22 protein-coding genes and 1 pseudogene are annotated in these 19,495 nt (G+C 69.9%); 12 read left to right on the forward strand and 11 right to left on the reverse strand.

Features of this window, described 5'->3' with window-relative positions; all coding sequences use genetic code 11:
• Nucleotides 1-60: 60 nt before the first annotated feature.
• Complete coding sequence (locus ACTWJ9_RS24150) at nt 61-705, forward strand: PhzF family phenazine biosynthesis protein (protein ID WP_384204271.1); 645 nt, start codon at nt 61-63, stop codon at nt 703-705.
• 8 nt (nt 706-713) lie between these two features.
• Here the strand turns inward: ACTWJ9_RS24150 and ACTWJ9_RS24155 are convergent, their stop codons facing one another.
• Both ACTWJ9_RS24155 and ACTWJ9_RS24160 read right to left on the reverse strand, forming a co-directional pair.
• The gene (locus ACTWJ9_RS24155) at nt 714-2,138 is read right to left on the reverse strand and encodes a sugar porter family MFS transporter (RefSeq protein WP_279336353.1); all 1,425 of its coding nucleotides are present in this window, start codon (nt 2,136-2,138) and stop codon (nt 714-716) included.
• 365 nt (nt 2,139-2,503) lie between these two features.
• Nucleotides 2,504-3,805 (reverse strand): DUF1479 domain-containing protein, encoded by a 1,302-nt coding sequence (locus ACTWJ9_RS24160; protein ID WP_443294767.1) that lies wholly within the window; start codon nt 3,803-3,805, stop codon nt 2,504-2,506.
• 90 nt (nt 3,806-3,895) lie between these two features.
• Between ACTWJ9_RS24160 and ACTWJ9_RS24165 the strand changes: the two genes are divergently transcribed.
• The 4 genes from ACTWJ9_RS24165 (at nt 3,896) to ACTWJ9_RS24180 (ending at nt 7,143) form a co-directional block, all read left to right on the forward strand.
• Nucleotides 3,896-5,038 carry an ROK family transcriptional regulator gene (locus ACTWJ9_RS24165; protein ID WP_279336355.1) on the forward strand — a complete coding sequence of 381 codons (1,143 nt, stop codon included), beginning with the start codon at nt 3,896-3,898 and terminating at the stop codon, nt 5,036-5,038.
• Between the two features lie 102 nt (nt 5,039-5,140).
• A complete protein-coding gene (locus ACTWJ9_RS24170; RefSeq protein ID WP_387037596.1) occupies nt 5,141-5,569 on the forward strand; it encodes a hypothetical protein in 429 nt (142 codons plus the stop codon).
• A complete protein-coding gene (locus ACTWJ9_RS24175; protein ID WP_443294768.1) occupies nt 5,566-6,690 on the forward strand; it encodes an NAD(P)-dependent alcohol dehydrogenase in 1,125 nt (374 codons plus the stop codon). Before ACTWJ9_RS24170 ends, ACTWJ9_RS24175 begins: the two co-directional genes overlap by 4 nt.
• A 93-nt stretch (nt 6,691-6,783) precedes the next feature.
• On the forward strand, nt 6,784-7,143 hold the full coding sequence (locus ACTWJ9_RS24180) for a hypothetical protein (RefSeq protein WP_279336358.1): 360 nt from the start codon (nt 6,784-6,786) through the stop codon (nt 7,141-7,143).
• 34 nt (nt 7,144-7,177) lie between these two features.
• On the opposite strand, the gene ACTWJ9_RS24185 is transcribed toward ACTWJ9_RS24180, so the two are convergent.
• Complete coding sequence (locus ACTWJ9_RS24185) at nt 7,178-8,341, reverse strand: serine hydrolase domain-containing protein (RefSeq protein ID WP_279336359.1); 1,164 nt, start codon at nt 8,339-8,341, stop codon at nt 7,178-7,180.
• Between the two features lie 375 nt (nt 8,342-8,716).
• Here ACTWJ9_RS24185 and ACTWJ9_RS24190 point away from each other — a divergent pair, with 375 nt between their 5' ends.
• Together ACTWJ9_RS24190 and ACTWJ9_RS24195 are read left to right on the forward strand one after the other, a co-directional pair.
• On the forward strand, nt 8,717-8,935 hold the full coding sequence (locus tag ACTWJ9_RS24190) for a hypothetical protein (RefSeq protein WP_279336360.1): 219 nt from the start codon (nt 8,717-8,719) through the stop codon (nt 8,933-8,935).
• A gap of 121 nt (nt 8,936-9,056) precedes the next feature.
• Nucleotides 9,057-9,575: a GNAT family N-acetyltransferase gene (locus ACTWJ9_RS24195; RefSeq protein ID WP_443294769.1), complete on the forward strand. Its 519-nt coding sequence runs from the start codon at nt 9,057-9,059 to the stop codon at nt 9,573-9,575.
• A gap of 59 nt (nt 9,576-9,634) precedes the next feature.
• On the opposite strand, the gene ACTWJ9_RS24200 is transcribed toward ACTWJ9_RS24195, so the two are convergent.
• Together ACTWJ9_RS24200 and ACTWJ9_RS24205 are read right to left on the reverse strand one after the other, a co-directional pair.
• Nucleotides 9,635-10,270, reverse strand: coding sequence for an HAD family hydrolase (locus ACTWJ9_RS24200; RefSeq protein WP_387037587.1), 636 nt, complete (start codon nt 10,268-10,270; stop codon nt 9,635-9,637).
• Nucleotides 10,271-10,383: 113 nt separating this feature from the next.
• A complete protein-coding gene (locus ACTWJ9_RS24205) occupies nt 10,384-11,136 on the reverse strand; it encodes an SCO4225 family membrane protein (RefSeq protein ID WP_279336363.1) in 753 nt (250 codons plus the stop codon).
• Between the two features lie 154 nt (nt 11,137-11,290).
• Here ACTWJ9_RS24205 and ACTWJ9_RS24210 point away from each other — a divergent pair, with 154 nt between their 5' ends.
• Both ACTWJ9_RS24210 and ACTWJ9_RS24215 read left to right on the forward strand, forming a co-directional pair.
• On the forward strand, nt 11,291-11,566 hold the full coding sequence (locus ACTWJ9_RS24210; RefSeq protein ID WP_443294770.1) for a hypothetical protein: 276 nt from the start codon (nt 11,291-11,293) through the stop codon (nt 11,564-11,566).
• Nucleotides 11,567-11,657: 91 nt separating this feature from the next.
• Nucleotides 11,658-12,221 carry a hypothetical protein gene (locus tag ACTWJ9_RS24215; RefSeq protein WP_279336365.1) on the forward strand — a complete coding sequence of 188 codons (564 nt, stop codon included), beginning with the start codon at nt 11,658-11,660 and terminating at the stop codon, nt 12,219-12,221.
• 27 nt (nt 12,222-12,248) lie between these two features.
• Here the strand turns inward: ACTWJ9_RS24215 and ACTWJ9_RS24220 are convergent.
• The 4 genes and pseudogenes from ACTWJ9_RS24220 to ACTWJ9_RS24235 form a co-directional block, all read right to left on the reverse strand.
• Nucleotides 12,249-12,513: pseudogene (locus ACTWJ9_RS24220) on the reverse strand (IS110 family transposase); the annotation flags it as partial.
• 551 nt (nt 12,514-13,064) lie between these two features.
• Nucleotides 13,065-13,982: an aminoglycoside phosphotransferase family protein gene (locus tag ACTWJ9_RS24225; protein ID WP_279336366.1), complete on the reverse strand. Its 918-nt coding sequence runs from the start codon at nt 13,980-13,982 to the stop codon at nt 13,065-13,067.
• A gap of 95 nt (nt 13,983-14,077) precedes the next feature.
• The gene (locus ACTWJ9_RS24230; protein ID WP_443294771.1) at nt 14,078-14,281 is read right to left on the reverse strand and encodes a DUF397 domain-containing protein; all 204 of its coding nucleotides are present in this window, start codon (nt 14,279-14,281) and stop codon (nt 14,078-14,080) included.
• The gene (locus ACTWJ9_RS24235; RefSeq protein ID WP_279336368.1) at nt 14,278-15,162 is read right to left on the reverse strand and encodes a helix-turn-helix domain-containing protein; all 885 of its coding nucleotides are present in this window, start codon (nt 15,160-15,162) and stop codon (nt 14,278-14,280) included. The genes ACTWJ9_RS24230 and ACTWJ9_RS24235 overlap by 4 nt, the downstream gene beginning before the upstream one ends.
• Before the next feature lie 188 nt (nt 15,163-15,350).
• Between ACTWJ9_RS24235 and ACTWJ9_RS24240 the strand changes: the two genes are divergently transcribed.
• From ACTWJ9_RS24240 to ACTWJ9_RS24250, 3 genes are read left to right on the forward strand one after another with little or no spacing between them, the layout of a single operon-like run.
• On the forward strand, nt 15,351-15,974 hold the full coding sequence (locus ACTWJ9_RS24240) for an ATP-binding protein (protein WP_443294772.1): 624 nt from the start codon (nt 15,351-15,353) through the stop codon (nt 15,972-15,974).
• A 44-nt stretch (nt 15,975-16,018) separates the two neighbouring features.
• A complete protein-coding gene (locus ACTWJ9_RS24245; protein WP_279336370.1) occupies nt 16,019-17,206 on the forward strand; it encodes an AAA family ATPase in 1,188 nt (395 codons plus the stop codon).
• Between the two features lie 52 nt (nt 17,207-17,258).
• Complete coding sequence (locus ACTWJ9_RS24250; protein ID WP_341483701.1) at nt 17,259-17,783, forward strand: hypothetical protein; 525 nt, start codon at nt 17,259-17,261, stop codon at nt 17,781-17,783.
• 16 nt (nt 17,784-17,799) lie between these two features.
• Here ACTWJ9_RS24250 and ACTWJ9_RS24255 read toward each other — a convergent pair whose 3' ends face one another.
• Together ACTWJ9_RS24255 and map are read right to left on the reverse strand one after the other, a co-directional pair.
• Nucleotides 17,800-18,474, reverse strand: coding sequence for a biliverdin-producing heme oxygenase (locus ACTWJ9_RS24255; protein ID WP_279336372.1), 675 nt, complete (start codon nt 18,472-18,474; stop codon nt 17,800-17,802).
• A 143-nt stretch (nt 18,475-18,617) separates the two neighbouring features.
• The gene (gene map / locus ACTWJ9_RS24260; RefSeq protein WP_279336373.1) at nt 18,618-19,475 is read right to left on the reverse strand and encodes a type I methionyl aminopeptidase; all 858 of its coding nucleotides are present in this window, start codon (nt 19,473-19,475) and stop codon (nt 18,618-18,620) included.
• Between the last annotated feature and the right edge of the window lie 20 nt (nt 19,476-19,495).

Below are 19,495 nucleotides of genomic sequence, written 5' to 3' on the forward strand. Positions count from 1 at the left end.
CGTCAGCCGTCCCTGGTGGGGATGACCGGTACCGCGGACGCGCGGTGCTTGAATGCTCTCGTGTCTGATTACGACGTGGTGCGCGTCTTCTGCGGCCCCCGGGGCGGGTACGGCAACGAGCTCGGCGTCGTCCGCGACGGTTCCGTGATGCCCGAGCGGAGCGACCGGCAGGAGTTCGCCGCGAAACTCGGCTTCAGCGAGACCGTGTTCGTCGACGACCCCGAGCGCGGGGTGATCGACATCTACACCCCGACCCTGCGCCTGCCCTTCGCCGGCCACCCGTGCGTCGGCGCGGCCTGGCTGCTCGACGTACCCGAACTCGTCACCCCGGCAGGGGTGGTGGGCGCACGGCAGGACGGGGAGTTCTGCTGGATCGAGGCGCGCGCGGAGTGGGTGCCGCCGCGCACCCTGCGCCGGTATGCCACCGCCGCCGAGGTCGACGACCTGGCGGTGCCCCCGAAGGGGGAGTGGGTCTACGCCTGGGCCTGGGAGGACGAGGCGGCGGGCCGCATCCGCGCCCGCGCCTTCCCCGGCCGGGACGACTGCGTCGACGAGGACGAGGCGACCGGCGCCGCCGCCCTCCTGCTCACCGACCGGCTGGGCCGCGCCCTGAACATCACTCAGGGCGCGGGCTCCCAGATCCTGACCGCACCGCAGCCGCACGGCTGGACCGAGATCGGCGGCCGGGTGCTCCTGGAGCGCTGAGCCTGCGCTCAGCCCATCTCCTCCAGCGTCCTGCCCTTGGTCTCCGGCACCCACGTGAGGATGAACGGGACCGCCAGCGTGGCGAAGATCGCGTAGATCACGTACGACCCGGACAGGTTCCACTCCGACATGCTCGGGAACGTCGCGGTGACCAGCCAGTTGGCGATCCACTGCGCGCAGGCGGCGACGCCGAGCGCGGCCGCGCGGATGCGGCTGGGGAACATCTCGCCGAGCAGCACCCAGACCGCCACGCCCAGCGACATGGCGAAGAAGAGGACGAAGGTGTGGGCGGCGACCAGCGCGACGGCGGCCTGCGTGTCGGGCAGCGAGATGCTGTCGCCCGTTCCGGTCTTGTGGGAGAACGCCCAGGCGACGGCCGCGAGGGAGACCGCCATACCGGCGGAACCGATCGAGGCCAGCGGCTTGCGGCCGATCCGGTCGATGAGCACCATCGCGATCACCGTGCCCACGATGTTGATGACCGAGGTGGTGAACGAGTAGAAGAACGAGCTCGACGGGTCGATGCCCACCGACTGCCACAGCGAGGAGCTGTAGTAGAAGATCACGTTGATGCCGACGAACTGCTGGAAGACCGACAGCCCGACGCCGACCCAGACGATCGGCAGCAGGCCGAAGCGGCCGCGGAGGTCCTTGAACCGCGGTGCCTTGTCGCTGCGCACGGCCAGTTCGATCTCGGCCACCCGGGCGTCGAGGTCGATCTGCGCGCCTTCGAGGGCGCGCAGCACGTCCTTGGCCTCGCCGGTCCTGCCGACCGAGATCAGGTAGCGCGGCGACTCCGGGATGCGCAGCGCCAGCACGCCGTAGACCACGGCGGGAACGGCCGCGATGCCGAGCATGACCTGCCACGCCTCCAGGCCCAGCAGGCTGCCGCGCTGGTCCCCGTCGGCGAGGGTGAGCACCATCCAGTTGACCAGCTGGGAGACGGCGATGCCCAGCACGACGGCGGCCTGCTGGAAGGAGACGAGCCGGCCGCGGTACGCGGTGGGCGCGACCTCGGCGATGTACGTCGGGCCGATCACGGAGGCCATGCCGATGGCCACGCCGCCCACGATGCGCCAGAAGGACAGGTCCCACGCCGTGAACGGCAGCATCGAGCCGATACTGCTGGCCAGGAAGAGCAGGGCGGCCAGCCGCATCACCCGGAGGCGGCCGACGCGGTCGGCGAGCCGTCCCGCGAGCATGGCGCCGGCGGCCGCGCCGAGCAGGGCGATGGCGATGACGGCGCCGAGCGTGGCGGCGCCGACGTCGAACCGTCCCCGGATGCCCTCGACGGCGCCGTTGATCACGGCGCTGTCGTAGCCGAAGAGGAAGCCGCCCATGGCGGCGGACGCCGCGACGAAGACGACGTGACGCAGCCGGTCCGGCCGGGCCGCGAGACCCCCGGCGGCAGGGTGTTGTGCTGTGCTCGTCACCTACGGACTCCTGTGGTGATGTGTGTCGTTGCCGTCCGCCTCGGGCGAGGAGCGAGAAGCAAGGACAGGGAGCGCCGCGGCAGGTGCACACACTGCGGAGGGCGGCGCTCGGTTCGGAAGAGGAAGAAAGAGGAAGAAGGGGAAGAAGGGGAAGAGAAGGAGGCCCGGCTTCCGGACGCGGGAAGCCGGGGGAGTGCTTGATCGGCTGCTCGGGGCGCATGAGTACGCCTGGGGCGTTTTCCCACGCCCGAGTCCGGGCGGCGCCCGGCCCGTCCGCCGCCCGGGAAGGACCGTGCTGCGGAGGACCGGGTGCCGTGCCGGCCGAGAGGCTTCGGCGCCGACCCGGTGCACGGGGGGCGGGCCTGTCAGTCGTCGAGGCCCAGGCCGCGGCGGCCCGTCTCGTTGAGCCGGTCGACGTCGAAACGGTCGGGCCAGGCGCGCTCGTAGTGCTCCTCGGGGAAGTCACTGGGGCTGGAGCCGGTCAGGAACGCCTCGCGGACCTTCGCCGAGTACTCCTCGTTGCGGGGGCACCAGGGGGCGGCGGGGATGTACATGACGTTGCCCCAGCCCTTCTGGTCGGTGACCGGCGCGACGCTGTGGATCATGTCGCAGTGCCACCAGACGGAGTCGCCCGCCTTGACGTCGGGGATGCCGGCGAGGGCTTCCATGAGGAGCGGGTGCCACTTCTCGTCGGCCGGGAAGACCTGGTTGGTGGTCACGCCGCACATGTCGTCGTCCGGGACGTCCGCGAGCAGCGGCCGCAGCATGAGGTACGCCATGGCCTCGGGGATCGGGACGGTGTGCAGGACGCCCTGGTCGTGGTCCATGTCCGACAGGGCGGTCCAGCCCTGGAAGGTGCGGAACGCCGAGCACATGGTGGAGCCGGGGTACTGGGGTCCGGCCGTGCGGTGGGCGGCGTCCCAGGGGTCGTACTCCTCGACGCTGCCGTCGAACAGGTGGCGGAACGCCTGCTGGTAGGCCCGCGTCATCCACAGGTCGAGGGTGCCGGGGTCGAGGTGGGTGCCGAGCCCGCCCGAGTCGGCGCCCGGGGGACGGCGGCGGATGCGGTCGGGGTAGAGCGCGTCACGGTCCGGGTCGAACCACTGCACGCCCTCGGACTCGTGCTTCCACAGGGAGTTGAGGAAGGACTGGACGTTGGCCATCCGGTCGCTCTGGCGGGCCTCCATCTGGGCCTGCGACCAGTAGATGGGGTAGATCTCCGGCTTGGAGCCGACGCTGCCGAAGAAGTCGTCGCCGGGGCCCCGGTAGTTCTCGAAGAACTCGTTGCGCTCCACGTAGTCCACGATCGAGGCGTCCCAGGCGAGGGCCTGGTCGCGCTCGAAGTGGCCGCGGACGATGAGGCAGCCGCGGCGGCGGAGCTTGTCGAGCTGCTCCGGGGTGACGGTGCCGTTCGCGATGTCCGCGTAGTCGATGACCGGCCACACACTCTCGCCGCGTTCCTCGTCGGCCCGGATCTCCGCCAGACGGGCGCGGACGCGCTCCTCGACGACGGCGAAGACCTCCTCGACGGTGCGTCCGGAGGCCTCGATGCGGGCGCGCAGCGCGGGCTTGATCTCGCGGATGGCGGCGGCCAGGTCCTCGGGGGTGTTCTCCCAGTGCGGCAGGGCGGGGAGGCCGGCCTGCCGCGTCTCGGTTGCCAGCGTCATTGCTCGGCTCCTTTGGTCAGGACTCCTTACTAGACGGCAACCTAGCCGCCCGCCCACATTTGGGCAAGAGTCCTGACTAAAATCCTCGGCATGTCACTGGCCAAGCCGTCACTCGAAATGCTGCGCGCGCTGACCGACGAGAACGTGCTGCGCGCGCTGATGGAGGAAGGGCGCCTGACCCGCGCGGAGATCGCCGCCCGCACCGGGATCTCCAAGCCGACGGTCTCCGACAGCGTGCGGCGGCTGAGCGAGGCCGGTCTGCTCGCCGACACGGGCGAGCGCACCACCGGCCGCGGCCGGGTCGGCACCTACTACTCACTGGCCGCGGACACCGGGGCGGCCCTGGTGGCGAGCATCAGCCCCGAAGGCGTCGTCGCGGAGACCGTCGACGCCTTCGGCACGGTCACCGCCCGCGCCGAGGTCGGCCTGGGCCGCGCCCCGGGCCCGCACGCGACCGCACGGGCCCTGACCGAGGCGGTCGCGCTGGTCCGGCCCCGGGTGCACGGCCCCCTGCGTACGGCCGTGGTCAGCGCGGCCGATCCGGTCGACCGCGTCACCGGACGCCTGGTGCACCTGCCGGACGCCCCGTTCCTGGTCGGTGACCTGGACCCGGCGGCGGTACTGGCCGACACGGTGGACGGGACGGTCCTGGTCGACAACGACATCAACTGGGCCGCCCGCGCCGAACGCGCCACCGGATGCGCCCTCGGCGTCGACGACTTCGTCTACGTCCACCTCGGCGAAGGACTGGGCTGCGCGGTGGTCACCGACACGGAAGTCCGCCGCGGACACCACGGGTTGGCCGGCGAGATCGCCCACCTCTACACCGCCGGGCCCCGGGGCACGGCGCTGCCCCTCATCGAGGTCTTCGCCGAACTCGGCCTGCGCCGCGCCGAGTCCACCGCCATCGACGTCGACGCCCTGCGCACCGCCACCCTCGGCGACTCCGCGACCGCGCGGTGGATCCGCGGCGCGCTGGCCCGCGCGGTGGGCGGCGTGCTGGCGGCGGCGGTCGCCCTGGCCGACCCCCGGCTGATCGTCCTGGGAGGCACCTGGGGCGCCGAACCGCACATCGCCGAGGCGATCCGCGAACGCTTCGCCGAACTGCCCCGCAGCGTCCCGGTCACCACGGCCCGGGTCCCCGAACCCGAACTCGCCGGCGCCCGCACCCGCGCCGTGGAGGCCCTGCGCACCGCCATCATCGCCACCCCCCGCCCGCAACCGTCCACCTGACCCGAAGCATCGGTGACGTGCCGGGGCGGGGGAGACGGCGACTTGACCCGCCTCCTCAGCCGGGTTCCACTGGAAGGAGAACTGTCACGACAGGAGTCCGCCATGGCCGAGTCGAGTTCACCTCCTTCCCCCGTGGACGCGGCCTACGTCGAACCGTCCGCAGAGGAGGTACTGCGACCCGGACTGAAGATCGGCGACCTGTTCCGGCGCAACATGACTCAGCCGTACGTCCTGCAGCGGCTCTCGGAGCGGGCAGGGCGGGTGCAGTACTTCCACTACGACACCGTCTTCCACGTCGGGGACCAGGGTGTGCCGGTCATGGACGCCCTGGAGGGCATCCACCACGACATCACCCGGGCGAGCGCGCACACCGGCTTCCTGGCGAACTTCTTCGGGACCGTCTCCCGCGAGGCCACGGACGCGCTGCGGCCCAAGTACGGTCGCCTGTACGGCTTCGAGGAAGCGACCGTGCCCAACGCCGAGATGGTGGCGTGGGCGATGTACGAGTACCGGGGAGGAAGGTTGCCATGACCGAATCAGCGACTGCCCGGGAGATCACCGCCGCCGTGGTGCGGAAGAAGGGTTCCTTCGAACTCGAGCCCGTCCTGCTGGACGCCCCGCGCGACGACGAGGTGCTGGTGCGGATCGTGGCCACCGGTCTGTGCCACACCGACCTGGTGGTGCGCGACCAGGTGTACCCGGTGCCGTTCCCCGTCGTCCTCGGCCACGAGGGCGCCGGCGTCGTCGAATCGGTGGGCGCGGCCGTGGAGAAGGTGGCGCCCGGGGACCACGTCGCCGTCAGCTTCCTGCCCTGCGGCCGGTGCCGGCCCTGCTTCGACGGCTCACCCGCGAGCTGCGCGAACTTCAACGCCATCAACTTCTCCGGCCGACGCCCCGACGGCTCCCACGCGCTCCGGCCCGCCCAAGGGGGCGGCACCCTCCACGACCGGTTCTTCGGGCAGTCGTCCTTCGCCACCCACGCGATCACCAACGAACGCAACACCGTCAAGGTCCGCGCCGACGCGCCGCTGGAACTGCTCGGCCCCCTCGGCTGCGGCATCCAGACCGGCGCCGGCACGGTCCTGCGCGCGCTGAAGGTGGGGGCCGGCGCGACCTTCGCGGTGATGGGCGCGGGAGCGGTCGGCCTGAGCGCGGTGATGGCCGCCCGGGTGGCCGGCGCGACCACGGTCATCGCGGTCGACGTGCTGCCCGCCCGGCTGGAACTCGCCATGGAACTCGGCGCCACGCACGTGGTCAACGGACGGGAGAAGGACGCCGTCGACGAGATCCGGCGGATCACCGGCGGCGGCGTCGACTTCGCCCTCGACACCACCGGACTGCCCGCGCTCATCGGACAGATGGTGGAAGCACTGCGGCAGCGCGGAACCGCGGCGATCCTCGGAGCCTCCGGCGCCGACGCGGTGATCGGGCTGCCGGCCAACGCGTTCATGCAGGGCTGCAAGACCCTGATGGGCGTCGTGGAGGGCGACAGCGTCCCGGACGTCTTCGTCCCCCAACTCCTCGACCTGCACATGCAGGGCCGCTTCCCCTTCGACCGGCTGGTCCGCTTCTACGACTTCGACCAGATCAACGAGGCCGCGGCGGACGCCGCGTCCGGCGCCGCGGTCAAGCCGATCCTCCGCATCGGCTGAGACGACCGCGACGCCGCCGGTGCTCCGACCGGCCGAGACGCCTGGAACTCGCGGTGTTCGGCATGGACAGGCCATATCACCCCCCGTAGTCTGATGATCATCTACGAAGGGGGCGGAGTGAACGGCAACCCGCTGTACCACTGGATAGCCTTGGCGGTGTTCACGGCGCTCATACTGCCATTGTCGGTAGCGATACTGGCCGGGTGGACGCCGCCGTGGATACGGAAGCGACAGGCCGGGATACGGCTTCGCGCCTACGGGTTTCTGTGCGTCTACGGCCTCGCGCTCGTCAATGGCATCCCCCGGATCGCAGACGCCTCCTACGAGGTGGTCATGGCCTGCACGACCGGGGGTTTCGGCTTCATCGCCGCCACCGCAGTCCTGTTGCTGCTCGCGGCCCGCAAGGATGCAGCCGCCCGGAGAGCCCTCCCGGCCGAACCCCGGGAAGGCTGAGAGACACCTCGCCGCGCTTGCGCCGGGCGACCCCCTAGCGGTTGAAGGCGGGCAGGGCGAACCGTGCGATGAGCGGGAAGCCGTCCTCCCGGGCGCTCTTGGCGTTCACCGAGTACACCACCGTCCGGGACAGGTCGCGGGTGGCGGCCAGCACCGTGTGGTAACCGGGCCGGGAGCCCGTCTTGCCCCAGATCTCCGTCCCGTTGTAGACGTAGCGCTCCAACGCCATGCCGTAGGCCGCGCCGTTGTCGTCCTCGGCGACCTTGGGGACGGTGAGCATCTGGTCCAGCAGCGGCTGCGGCACCACCCGACCCCGGAACAGGGCCACCAGGAACCGCTCCAGATCGGCGGTGGTGGAGATCATGTTCCCGACCGCCCAGCGGTCGGACATGTTCCACTCCGTCACGTCGGTGGTCCGGCCCCCGATGTCCGTGTAGGCCCGGTGGTGCGGGCCGTGGATCCGCGGGTCCGGCCCGACCGGGAAGCTCGTGTGCCGCATGCCCAGCGGACGGAAGATCCTCGCTTCTGCCCGGTGCTCGTAACGGCCGCCCGTCACCTTCTCGATCAGCAGACCGAGCACCGTGTAGTCGATGTTCTGGTACACCTGCCGCTTCCCGGGGGCGAACGCCGGCCCCTTCGCGACCGCGGTGGCCACCACCCGCTCGGGGCTGAGGGTGCGGAACCGGTGGGGGTACATCTCCTCGGTGGTCGAGCCGAGGTTCGCGCCGGGCTGCAGGCCGCTGGTGTACGTGAGCAGGTGCCGTACGGTCGGCGGTTCGGTGAAGGAGTCCGGCAGCAGACCGGGCAGATACCGGGTGAGGGGCGCGTCGAGCTCCACCCGCCCCTCCGCGACGAGTTGCAGCACGAGCGCCGCGGTGACCACCTTGGTCGTCGACCCGGCTCGGAACCGCGCGTTCTCCAGAGTCGGCGCCCCGGTCCGCAGGTCCCGCACCCCGGCGGTCCCCTTCCAACTGCCCTTGCCGCCCACGCGGACAAGGGCGGCGGAGACGTCCCCGTCGGGGATCCCGGTGAGGGCCTTCTCCAGAGCGGCGACGTCGGGCCCTTCGGAGTCCGGCACCGCCACCGCGGGAGCCGTTCCGGCGGGCTGGGCGGCGGCCGCTCCGGCAGCGGGACCGAGAGCCAGACCGGCTAACAACACGGAGGCGACGGCGATACGGACGTGGCCATGAGCATTCATGAAGGGGTTCTCCTGCTTCCCAGGGGGCGTGCTGCCGACGAACCCCATCCTCGTGATCACGTACGCCGCCGAGATCCTGCACGGAGAGGAGACCAGCCCCTCATCTTCCGGGCCCGGTTCTCGGGGTCATCCCTGAGGTCGGGAGCCTCGTCCCCACCAGGGGGCGGTACGGAGGGAAGGGGGCGGCGCCCCGAAGAGGCCGTCGGTCCGGCGGGCGGTGCAGTGGCCTTTGGCCAGCTCAGGAGCGTATTTCGGCCTTTCCCGGCGAGGCTGCCCGAAGCGTGCTCCCTGCCTGCCGAGACGACTTTATGCTTCTACGCGTTTGTAGAAACAGGCCCGGGTGAGATCCGGGCCGCGCACCCCTGGAGACGACACATGGCTTCGATCGATCTGGACAAGGTGCTGGACAAGGCGTGGGCGGACAAGGACCTGACGGAGATACTCGCCGCCCCGGTGGCGGTGCTGAAGGGGGTGTCCGACCGCGACGGCGAGCTGCTCCAGGAGGCGTTCGGAGTCAAGACCGTCGCGGATCTGGCCGAACTGAAGTACGTCCGCTGGGCGCAGGCACTCGCCGCCCTCGAGGCGGCCAAGTAGCCGGTCGGCGGAGAACCGTGGTGCCGTTCGCCCGCTTGCCGGCCGGATGGCACCACCCTCGCGGAACGCACGCACACACATACGTACGTGCCAGGAGTGGACGACGTGAGATGGTCGAGGCATGAGCGCTCTCCAGGCCCAGGCCATCGGCACCGGGCGGCTGGACCTGCTGCCGCTGGACGTCGAGCACGCTGAGGAGATGGCCGCCGTACTGTCCGACCCGGCCCTGCACACCTTCATCGGCGGCGCTCCGGACACCCCGCACGCCCTGCGCTCGCGCTACCGGCGCCTGGCCGCAGGCTCCCCCGATCCGGCTGTGTCCTGGCTGAACTGGGTGATCCGGCTCCGTGACGCGTCCTGCCTGACGGGCACCGTCCAGGCGACGGTCAGTCCTTCCGGCCACGGCCCCGTCGCCGAGATCGCCTGGGTGGTGGGCACCCCGTGGCAGGGAAGAGGCATCGCCGGCGAAGCAGCCCGAGGACTCGTCGCCTGGCTCACCCGGCAGCCGGTGCACACCGTCATCGCCCACATCCACCCCGACCACCGGGCATCCGCCGCCGTCGCCACCGCCGCCGGGCTCACCCCCACCGGCGAACGGCACGAGGGTGAGATCCGATGGCGCCGAAGCCTCGGACGATGACTTCGACGATCGACACATCTCACTACAACTCAGCTCCGTCTGCGGGGAGGGTTCTTGCTTCAGGACCCGGCCAAAAGCCCTTCTGCGAGCAGTAGTTCCTGCACCTCGGCCAAAGAAGCGGCGCACAGATGCGCCTGCCGAAGGGACGCTTCCGCATGCGTGGTGGTCAAGCCGATCACCGTGCAGCCCGCCGCCACTGCCGCGCTCACTCCGGCCGGCGCGTCCTCGACGACCAGGCACGCGGCGGGCGCCATGCCGAGCCGAGCGGCAGCAAGGGAGAAACAGTCCGGTGCGGGTTTCGCGTGTTCCACGTCGCTGCCGTAGACCTGCACCGCGGGGAGGGGGAGACCGGCCGCCGCGAAACGCTCCGTGACGGAGTCCCGATCGCCGGAAGTCACGATCGCCCAAGGGCTGTCGGACAACGCCTCCAACAGATCGGCAGCTCCGTCGACCGGCGGGAAACCGCCCCTTTCCCGGGCCAACAGCTCATCGAGCGCCTTTCGCTCGGTGGCCGGGTCCAGATGCGGAGCCGCGTCCCTGACGGTGTCCTCGGGGCGCCGTCCGAAGGTGAGCGTCCAGACCTTCTCAGGATCCAGTCCCCGTGCTTGCGACCAGGAGGTCCAGACTCTCCGGTGAGCGGCTGCGGAGTCCAACAGGACTCCGTCCACGTCGAAGAGCACGGCGGCGATCGTCATATCGGCATGATCCCAGGCGAGACCAGGCACGGGACCCGGAACTACAGGTACGAGAGGTCGCCCCTCCACATGGCCGGACTTCGGGCTCTGCGGTGCGCGCTCCGAGGGTTCGATCAGGCGGCCGGAGGCGTCTCCCGTGCCCGCAGCATGCGTGCGAGCCGGCCGAGCAGTACGGCGTTGAACAGCCCGGACAGGGCCGCCTCGGCAGAGAAGACCAACGGGCTCAGCCAGGCGAGGGAGGAGGTCCACTCGACGGGGGAGGGCACCAGAAGGGCGACGACGCCGAGCGGCGCCGTGGTCATGGTCGGCCAGATCGCGGCGAACCCCGGGTCCGGCAGCAGGTAGACGGCCACCAGGAAGAACCCCAGTGACGCCGCGACCACGGCGAGATACCCCCGCGCGAGCCAGTTGTCCACCGCGGGTGCCAGCAGGGCCCGCGTCCTGCGCAGACGAGGGGACGCGGGGTGCGCCGTGCCCGTTTCCTCCCGTTCCGGGAGGTCCGAGACAGGAGGGGAGGGCTTGCGGAAGCCGGTTGATGCGGAGGTCGCGGATCTCTGGAGGAGGGCGCCGAGCACGGCGGCGTTCACGAAGGCGCACAGAAGGAGCCATGCGGCCCAGAAGCCGATGGCCAGTACCTCGACCGCCCCGCCGCCCTCGGTGCCCGGGCCGAAGGGCAGGACCATGGTCAGGAGGGAGAGGGGTGCCGTGAGCAGCAGAAAGCTCATGGCGAAGCCGCTCTCCGGCAGGAGGAACATGACCAGGAGGGAGAGGGCGAAGACAGCCAGATAGCCCCGGGCGAGCCAGTTGCCCGTGGCGAGCACAAGGAGCCGGTGCGGAAGGCTGCGGGGACGGGAGTCATTCGGCATCGCGGGTTCCTTCAGGTCGGTCCAGGCTCGGTGTTCTCCACGGTGGGCCAGGGGGCCAATGCAGGGATGAGTACAAGTACTCATCCCTGCAGGGGATTTCGGGGAGCCGCCCCTCCCCTCGTCGACGGTGGTTTCCGGGTGGCATTCTGGGGCCATGCGACCCTGGACCCTCTCCACCGAGAGCGACCTTCGGCATCTGCTCAACGAGTGGGATCCGATCGGCGTCGCCGAGCTCGTGCAGGACGAGTACGACTGCATGCTGGTCCCTTTGCTCCAGCGGCTCCGTGGTGGTGCGAGCCAGACGGAGGTCGGTGAGTTCCTGCGGCGTGAACTGGAGGACCACTTCGGGCTCGACCCTCTGGTGCTGCGGCCCGAAGCGATGGCCGCCCGAGTGACCGCCTGGTGGACAGTCACCGGCCAAGCGCTTTGACCGCATGGACACCCCAGGGCTTTAACTTGTCGAGCTTCGGTGCTCAGGCCGCTATGTAGCCTGTCGATCTGTTCGAACGGGAGGGCGGGACGTGGAGAAGCTGGTAGAGGGGGCCGTCGCGGAGGCGCTTCGTGACGGGGACGACGAGGCGATCTACCTGTACGTCGCCGCCTGCACCGAACGCATGGCGCCACTGTTCATTGGCCTGCGAGCGAACGTGTCAGGGCGGGAATCCGACCTGGACTTCTATGCGGAGTCCGTGCGCGACCTCTGGCATGCCGACCGGCCGCTCGCCGACGCCGCCGAGCGCGTACGCCTGCTGGAGCGGTTCCCGGAGCTCCAGCCGGACGAGGAGGGGATCACCGATGTCGCCGACACCTACGCCTTCTTCGCTGTCCTCAGCCTGCGGTATGCCCTGCTGGCCCACGGCTCGGGAAACGCTGATGACGCGGTCTCCTGCGGCCATGCGGCGCTCACCGCGATGGGGATGCTGGACCAGAACGTGGCGGGTGCCGGTCTTCTTGCTGAAGAACAACGGCTCCAGTCCCTCTCCCTGAGCAGTGACGCCGCAGGTCTGTGGGACGCGAGCGTCACGGCAGGACGGGAGAGGTTCCGTGCCGTACTGGGCCGCCTGCCGCGCTGGGCATGCTCCTGATCGCCGCCCGTGAGATACGCCCTCTGGTCATGCAGCCGCTGCGCCCACCTCATCGGGCGGAGCTGGGAAGGCCAGTGCCTCGTCATATCGATGACTCTGCTGGAGGCAGTGGTAGAGCTGGCCGAGCATGCGGTTGAAGAAGGTTCCTCTGGGCGGCTGCGTGCCAGTCTCCGTGGCCGTCGCGGCGCTTGCGGTAGTGGGCCTTGGAGCCTGGTGAGGCGGTGATGGCGGAGAAGGCCCAGAGGCAGCCGGCGTGGTTGAGGCGGTCGTTCTTCACCCACCGGCGGGTGATGGTTGCGTCCTGGGAAGTGGTGTAGGGGATCAAGGTGCTAATTCGCAGGTCACCGTTGACGTCAGGGCTCTTTGGGCGCGAGGCGGAGTGACGGTGTGTCAGTTCACCGTCGGGGACGCTTGTCCGTGACCGCGCGGGCCGGATGCGGTCTCGTACGGGTGCGACGCCGGGACAGGCGCCCGCGCCCCGGGGGGTGACACACCGTTCCAAAACCGTGAGCACTTCGGCCTTCACTGTCCTGATGCCGCTCATCTGAGCACTTATGTGACACTTTCCCGCCGGCTGCTCACGGTTTTCGGCACGGCACCCGCCCCCGGCCCGGCGGAGTCGGCACCGGGGAGGTCCCCTGCACCACCCGGCGGGACACCATCCCCGTCCTGCCCCGGTCAACAGGGCTTCGTCTCGCCTTGGAGTCCCCTTCGACGCCTGGAGGTAGGAACCCCCGCCCACAGCACGTCCTCGACATCCCACGGCTTCGGCAGAACCACTTCGTACCGCCCCAGATCCTCAACCCCCGAACTCGAGTCCTACCCTCCTGCCGGGGTGCTTGATCACTGGTGGGCCGTCGCGGTGAGGCGTCGCAGTGCGGCCTGGGCGGGTGGGCCCCAGGTGGGCTTGCCTCCGGGGCGGCCGTGGACACCGGCGTCCCCGATGTGGATGCCGGCGAGGGCGCGCAGCACCGCCCAGCCGCGGGCGCGGCGCAGGGTCGCGGCGTCCGGGCTTGGCCGATAGGTCGCGTGGAAGAGGTCGGCGGCGCCGTCCGGCAGCAGGATCCAGGCAGCGGCGAGGTCGCAGGCCGGGTCGCCGGCGAAGAGGTCGCCGAAGTCGATCACGCCGCAGAAGGTGCCGTTCATGGTCAGGATGTTGGCCGGGTGCAGGTCGCCGTGGAGCCAGAGAGGCGGGCCTGCCCACTCGGGCGCGGCGGCGGCGTCTTCCCAGACCGCGCGGACGGCGCCCGGGTCGGGGATCAGCCCCAGCTCGGTGGCCGAGGCGAGCCCTTGGGTGAAGTGTTCGGCGGTGTCGGCCAGCGGGCCACCGCGGTCCCGGCCTGCGGGTGCCCCGGCGGGGGCGGGGCGGTGGAGGGCGGTCAGGAAGGAGGCCAGGGCGACGGCCGCCTCCGCGGGGCGCGCGGCGGGGGCGCGGTCGGCGGGCTCGCCCGGCACCCAGGTGGTGACGAGCCAGGGCCGCGGGAACCGTTCGGAGGGCTCACCGAGGCGCTGCGGGACGGGGATCTGCAGCGGAAGGTGCGGGGCGAGGAGGGGCAGCCAGGTGTGTTCCTTGCGCAGCAGTGCGTCCGCGGACCGCGTCGCCCAGGGCAACCGGACGGCGAGGTCGTCGCCGAGCCGCCACACCTGGTTGTCCCAGCCGAGCGCGCCGAGCTTCAGGGGGCGGTCCGCCAGGTCGGGGTGCTGCTCGCGCAGCAGATCCCGGATCAGGTCCTCGGTGATGTCCGTCGCGGTGGCCGTCATGTGGGGCAACGGTAGTCGGGGAGCGGCCTGCCCGGGTTCCGGTTCCGGTGTGAAGGCGGCCTCGCCGTGATCCTGTGTTCCTTGCCCGGCCGACGTCAGCCCAGATGCGCGACGAAAGCGCCCCAGGCGGCACGACCGAAGGGGATGACCGGTCCGCTGGGGTTCTTGCTGTCGCGTATGGGGGCGAAGGCGGTGACTTCGTGAGCGAGTTCAAGACATTCGTTGTTGCCGCCGCTGTGGCTGCTGCTACGCCACTTCGCGCCTGACAGATCCGGCGTGCCGTGGCGTGCGGTGTTCATGCCCTGTGCTCCTTGGCTCTGCGTCGGATGACCATGCGAGATTCCACGGGGGAGAGCGCAGAAGTACGGGCTGCGTCGAACAACTCCTGATAGCGGCCGACTTCGGCCTCTCGCTCCAGCCACATCGAGCCGGTGGGATTGTCCGCCAGCACCACGTCCAGCGCAGCTTCCTCGGGGAAGCCCAGTACTACGTACGGCCCGAACATACTCGCATGCGCTCCGCGGGAGAACGGCAGGATCTGGACGGTCACGTTGGGCTGCTCGGATGCGATCAGGAGCTGATTCAACTGCGCGGACATCACCTTCGGTCCCCCGACCTGCTGAAGGAGTACGGCTTCGGACAGTACCGCCCAGAGCTGGAGTGGTGAGTCGCTGACGAGGCGCTCCTGACGGGCGAGGCGCACTTGGACGAACTGTTCGATCTCGTCCGCCGTCTGCCACTGATGCGAGGCGACGGTCACGGCTCGGATGTATTCAGGGGTCTGCAGCAGGCCCGGTACCAGTTGCGCCTGGAAGGTGCGGATGGTTCCGGCCATGGTTTCCAGCGCGATGTAGTCGCGGTAGGTGTCGGCCAGCACCGGTCCGTACTGATTCCACCACCCCTGCCTGCGGCGGCGATTGGCCTTGCGGGCGAGCAAGCTGAGTCTGTCGCGCAGTTCGGTGCTCGTGGCCCCGTACGCGAGCAGCATTGCGGTCAGGTCGGGGAGGCGAACCGTCACGCGGCCGTTCTCGATACGGCTGATCTTCCCCTTGGTGCAGTCGAGTGCCTCGGCCGCTTGCGCGGTGGTGAGTGCGGCGGCCTCACGCAGTCGACGTAGTTCATCGCCGAGTTGGCGTCCGAGGACGGTTGACGGGCTGGAGGCAGTGGCGTTTGCGGACATGGCAACAGCTCTAGCAGCGGGGTGGCTGGGATGTGCGGGACTTAACTCGAAAGACGGAAAATTAGGCACATCCCTACTGGAAACGTTGCTAGTTCACATGGTGCGCCTTCAGGCTGTCGATGTGCGCAATCCCAGCGGAACTTGCGCCGTGTGGATTTCGCCGCTGAAGCCGAGTCCTGAGGAGCCTCATGACCTCATCGAACGACATCACCTTTCGCCTCTCCCGCAGCCGCGGCAGCGTGCCCCGGGCGCGGGCGCTGCTTCATGCGGCACTCGGTGGCTGGGGGATCGCCCAAGAGGTGCTGGAAGATGCCGAGTTGGTTCTCTCCGAACTGGTGACCAACGCGCTGCGCGTGCCGGTGCCGAGTGATCGGCAGATCGGGGTGCGCATCGCACGCTCCACGGCGGACGGGCTGCTGCGGCTGGAGGTCAGTGACGCCGGCGGTGGCCGGCCCGAGGTCCGGGAGCCCGGTGAGGACGAGACCGGTGGGCGGGGGCTGCTGCTCGTGGCGGCGCTCGCCCATCGCTGGGGGTGTGAGGAGCGCGCGGCCGGGATCGGGAAGACGGTGTTCGCGGAGTTGAAGGCCCCGGACTTCGTGGCCGATCCCGCGATGCGAGAGGTGGCAGCGGTCATGGTCCGGACCGGGCAGGCGGTGCGGGTCAGAGGGGAGTGGCGGACCGTCCTCGGTGTGCGGGGTGATCAGTACGCGGCGGGTGGACCCGCTGTGATTCTGGAGTTCGCTGCGGGCCCGTCCTTGCGGGTCCATGCCGCCGAATCGTTGACCGTACGGATGGGCGAGTGCTCCGGATAATGTGGCGCCATGCGTATGCGGCCGTGCCGAGAGGAGGTGGCAGGGTGATCACGCGGATCGAGATCGACGGGTACAAGTCGTTCGACGACTTCGCCCTCGACCTGCCGCCGTTCACCGTCCTGGTGGGAGCCAACGCCTCGGGCAAGTCCAATCTGCTGGAGGCGGTGGACCTGCTGGGCCAGTTGATCCGGGAGCCGACGAGTCAGACGCTCGTCGACCACGCTCGTCGGGGAGGCCCGAAGGAACTGTTCCGGCGCGGTCCGGACGGTGTACCGGTCGGGGTCATGCGGATCGCGGCGCATGTTCTGGTGTACGGCTACGCCGGGTACTGCCACATCAGGGTCGAGGCGCGGGTGACATACGCGGATCCGCCGGACCCTCTGCGCGTCGACACCGAGATTCTCAACGTCCACGACCACTGTGGGGGGGATCCGGACTGGGTCCCGCCCGCGCTTCCGTACCTCAACAACGACGAAACCGGTCAGTTGCACTGCACGGAAGTCCCCGTGCAGGACGCCGCGTACCGCAGGGAGCTGGCTCGAGCCACCGGGAGTTGGCGGATCCTCGACCCCTCACCCAGGGCGATGCGCGTCGTCTCCTCCACCTACGACACCGCGCCTCTCTCGGAGGACGGAAAGAACCTCGGAGCCGTCCTGGGGCGGATCGCCCAGGACCCTGAGACCTGGTACGACTTCCGTGCCGACGCCGTGGCGCTGCTCCCCGACCTCGTGGACATCACGGTGGCGGCCAATGCAGAGTGGGGCCAGTGGGACGTCTGGCTACAGCACAGGCACGAGCACCGCGTGCCTCCCGGCGCGGCGTCCGCAGGCACCCTGCGCATCCTGGCCCTGCTGGCCGCAGCTCACGACCCCGCTCACGAAGGGCTCCTCCTGATCGAGGAGCCCGAGAACGGCCTCCACCCCACTCGGGTTCCGCAACTACTGGCCCGGCTGAAGGCCAGGACCAGTGATCCCGCGACGCTCACCTCCGGTGACGGAAGGCAGATCCTGATCACCACGCACTCACCGGTCGCCCTCGCCGCCGCACTGGAGGACGCCCCGGATTCGGTGGTGTTCCTGGACACGGTGACCCGGTTCGGCGACGGACTCCCGCCGCGTCGGCTGACCCGGGCGCGGAAGGTGGCCGACAGTGGCGAGCGCGGAACGTTCGTCACCCCGCTTGAGGTGCGGAAGTACCTCGATCCCACAGGGCGGTACGCGCGTGGGGCGTAGGTATCTCAGTCTTGCTCTCCTGACCGAGGGGGCCAGCGACCAGTGGTTCCTCGTGCCGCTCATCGACCGGCAGATCACTGAGCTTGCCCATGGGGCACCGGTCGGCTTCGACTACTCGGGGGTGGTCCCCGGAGAGTGCTTCACCGTGGCGCACAGGGACCTTGTGGTACGTGAAGTGGCCGATTTGCTCAGCTACTTCGACCTCGTGATGATCCACCACGACCACAACGAGCGGAGCAAGGTCGACGCGATCCGCGAACGCTTCCCCGGCGACGCCCACCGGATCGTGGCACTGGTCCCTGTACGGGAGACCGAGGCGTGGATGCTGGCGGACCCCGCAGCACTGAAAGAAGCGGCACCCGCGCGTGATGCCGCATGGGAGGTGCCGCACGATGTGGAGAAGGTCGCCGACCCCAAGGTCGTGCTGAAGGTGGCACTCGGTGGGCGGCGTGACGCGGAACGGGACTTTGGCCGGCTTGGGCAGACGGTCGCGCTCGATGCCCTGCGCAAGGTCCCCGCGTACCGGGTTTGGACCGACGAGTTGCGCAGGGCGATGGAGCGGCTGCGGTTTCTGTGACCCCCGGAGGGGAGAGTCACGCCGAGAGGGGGAACTCCTCGCCCAGGGCGTGGAAGACGGCGGTGTTCAGGGCGAAGGCGCGCTTGCATTCGGTGATGACGCGCTGCTTCTCCAGGTCGTCCGCGCGGACTCCGTCCAGCAGTTCGCGGTACTCGCGCTTGAAGGCGGCGGGGTTCGGGATGCCCTCGAAGACGTAGAAGCGGACGCCGTCACCCTTTTTCGGGAAGCCCCAGGTGCGCTCCGCCTTGGCGCGGATGATCTGGCCGCCGGAGAGGTCGCCGAGGTAGCGGGTGTAGTGGTGGGCGATGTAACCGGCCGGCCAGTCCCGGGCGCACTCGGCGACCCGGTCGGCGTAGGCCCGGGTGGTGGGCAGGGCGGTCAGGGTCGAGCGCCAGTCCGGGCCGCGCAGGTGGGCCAGGTCCTGCTCCAGGGAGGGCAGGCGCAGCAGTTCGGGGCGGATGAAGGGGCCCGCCACCGGGTCCGACGCCAGGTGCCGCGCGCCCGACTCCAGGGCCTCGTACACGAACCACAGCTGTTCGGTGTAGCGGGCGTACGCGTCCACGCCCAGCCGGCCGCCGAGCAGGTCGCCCATGAAGGTCGAGGTCTCGGCCTCCATGTGCTGCTCGTGGGAAGCGGTGCGGATGAGGGTCGAGAAGGCGGAGGAGGCCGAGGGGGCCGAGGAGGGGTCCATGGGTCCAGATCTTCTATGGTTAGGGTTACCTAAGTCAATAGCTTGCCGACAGTTTGTCGGTATCTCTCTACCCCGTTGTGGAACGACGGAAGCCCGCCCTCGGGGGAGGGCGGGCTTCGAGGTGGAGGGGCTGGTGGGCGAGGTCAGGGCAGGGTCAGGATGTCCGCGCCCGTGTCCGTGACCACCAGGGTGTGCTCGAACTGGGCCGTTCGCCTGCGGTCCTTCGTCACGACCGTCCAGCCGTCGTCCCACATGTCGTACTCGTGGGTCCCCAGGGTCAGCATCGGCTCGATCGTGAAGGTCATCCCGGGCTGGATGACCGTCGTCGCGTGCGGGCTGTCGTAGTGCGGGACGATCAGACCGGAGTGGAACGAGGTGTTGATGCCGTGGCCGGTGAAGTCCCGCACCACGCCGTAGCCGAAACGCTTGGCGTACGACTCGATGACCCGGCCGATGATGTTGATCTGCCGGCCCGGCTTGACCGCCTTGATCGCCCGGTTCAGCGCCTCACGGGTGCGCTCCACCAGCAGCCGGCTCTCCTCGTCCACGTCGCCGACCAGGTACGTCGCGTTGTTGTCGCCGTGCACCCCGCCGATGTACGCCGTCACGTCCAGGTTGACGATGTCGCCGTCGCGCAGCACCGTCGAGTCCGGGATGCCGTGGCAGATCACCTCGTTGACCGAGGAGCACAGCGACTTGGGGAAACCCCGGTAACCGAGCGTCGACGGGTAGGCGCCGTGGTCGCACATGTACTCGTGCGCCACCCGGTCCAGCTCGTCGGTGGTCACACCGGGCGCGATGTGCTTGGCGGCCTCGGCCATCGCCCGCGCCGCGATGCGCCCGGCGGTCCGCATCGCCTCGACGGTCTCGGGGGTCTGCACCTCCGGACCGGCGTACGGCGTGGGAGCGGGCTTTCCGACGTACTCGGGGCGACGGATGTTTCCGGGTACGGAACGGGTGGGAGACAGCTCCCCTGGGATGAGCAGCGACTGGCCAGACATGCCGGCGAGTCTAATTGAGT

The sequence above is a fragment of the Streptomyces sp. GDS52 genome (assembly GCF_052246875.1).
GTDB lineage: Bacteria > Actinomycetota > Actinomycetes > Streptomycetales > Streptomycetaceae > Streptomyces > Streptomyces cathayae.

Bases quoted from the DNA above. Each gene is read 5' to 3' on its own strand.
- ACTWJ9_RS24160 (WP_443294767.1), bottom strand. From the start codon at position 3,805: ATGACGCTGGCAACCGAGACGCGGCAGGCCGGCCTCCCCGCCCTGCCG.
- ACTWJ9_RS24165 (WP_279336355.1), top strand. From the start codon at position 3,896: ATGTCACTGGCCAAGCCGTCACTCGAAATGCTGCGCGCGCTGACCGAC.
- ACTWJ9_RS24170 (WP_387037596.1), top strand. From the start codon at position 5,141: ATGGCCGAGTCGAGTTCACCTCCTTCCCCCGTGGACGCGGCCTACGTC.
- ACTWJ9_RS24175 (WP_443294768.1), top strand. From the start codon at position 5,566: ATGACCGAATCAGCGACTGCCCGGGAGATCACCGCCGCCGTGGTGCGG.
- ACTWJ9_RS24180 (WP_279336358.1), top strand. From the start codon at position 6,784: ATGATCATCTACGAAGGGGGCGGAGTGAACGGCAACCCGCTGTACCAC.
- ACTWJ9_RS24185 (WP_279336359.1), bottom strand. From the start codon at position 8,341: ATGAATGCTCATGGCCACGTCCGTATCGCCGTCGCCTCCGTGTTGTTA.
- ACTWJ9_RS24190 (WP_279336360.1), top strand. From the start codon at position 8,717: ATGGCTTCGATCGATCTGGACAAGGTGCTGGACAAGGCGTGGGCGGAC.
- ACTWJ9_RS24195 (WP_443294769.1), top strand. From the start codon at position 9,057: ATGAGCGCTCTCCAGGCCCAGGCCATCGGCACCGGGCGGCTGGACCTG.
- ACTWJ9_RS24200 (WP_387037587.1), bottom strand. From the start codon at position 10,270: ATGACGATCGCCGCCGTGCTCTTCGACGTGGACGGAGTCCTGTTGGAC.
- ACTWJ9_RS24205 (WP_279336363.1), bottom strand. From the start codon at position 11,136: ATGCCGAATGACTCCCGTCCCCGCAGCCTTCCGCACCGGCTCCTTGTG.
- ACTWJ9_RS24210 (WP_443294770.1), top strand. From the start codon at position 11,291: ATGCGACCCTGGACCCTCTCCACCGAGAGCGACCTTCGGCATCTGCTC.
- ACTWJ9_RS24225 (WP_279336366.1), bottom strand. From the start codon at position 13,982: ATGACGGCCACCGCGACGGACATCACCGAGGACCTGATCCGGGATCTG.
- ACTWJ9_RS24230 (WP_443294771.1), bottom strand. From the start codon at position 14,281: ATGAACACCGCACGCCACGGCACGCCGGATCTGTCAGGCGCGAAGTGG.
- ACTWJ9_RS24235 (WP_279336368.1), bottom strand. From the start codon at position 15,162: ATGTCCGCAAACGCCACTGCCTCCAGCCCGTCAACCGTCCTCGGACGC.
- ACTWJ9_RS24240 (WP_443294772.1), top strand. From the start codon at position 15,351: ATGACCTCATCGAACGACATCACCTTTCGCCTCTCCCGCAGCCGCGGC.
- ACTWJ9_RS24255 (WP_279336372.1), bottom strand. From the start codon at position 18,474: ATGGACCCCTCCTCGGCCCCCTCGGCCTCCTCCGCCTTCTCGACCCTC.
- map (WP_279336373.1), bottom strand. From the start codon at position 19,475: ATGTCTGGCCAGTCGCTGCTCATCCCAGGGGAGCTGTCTCCCACCCGT.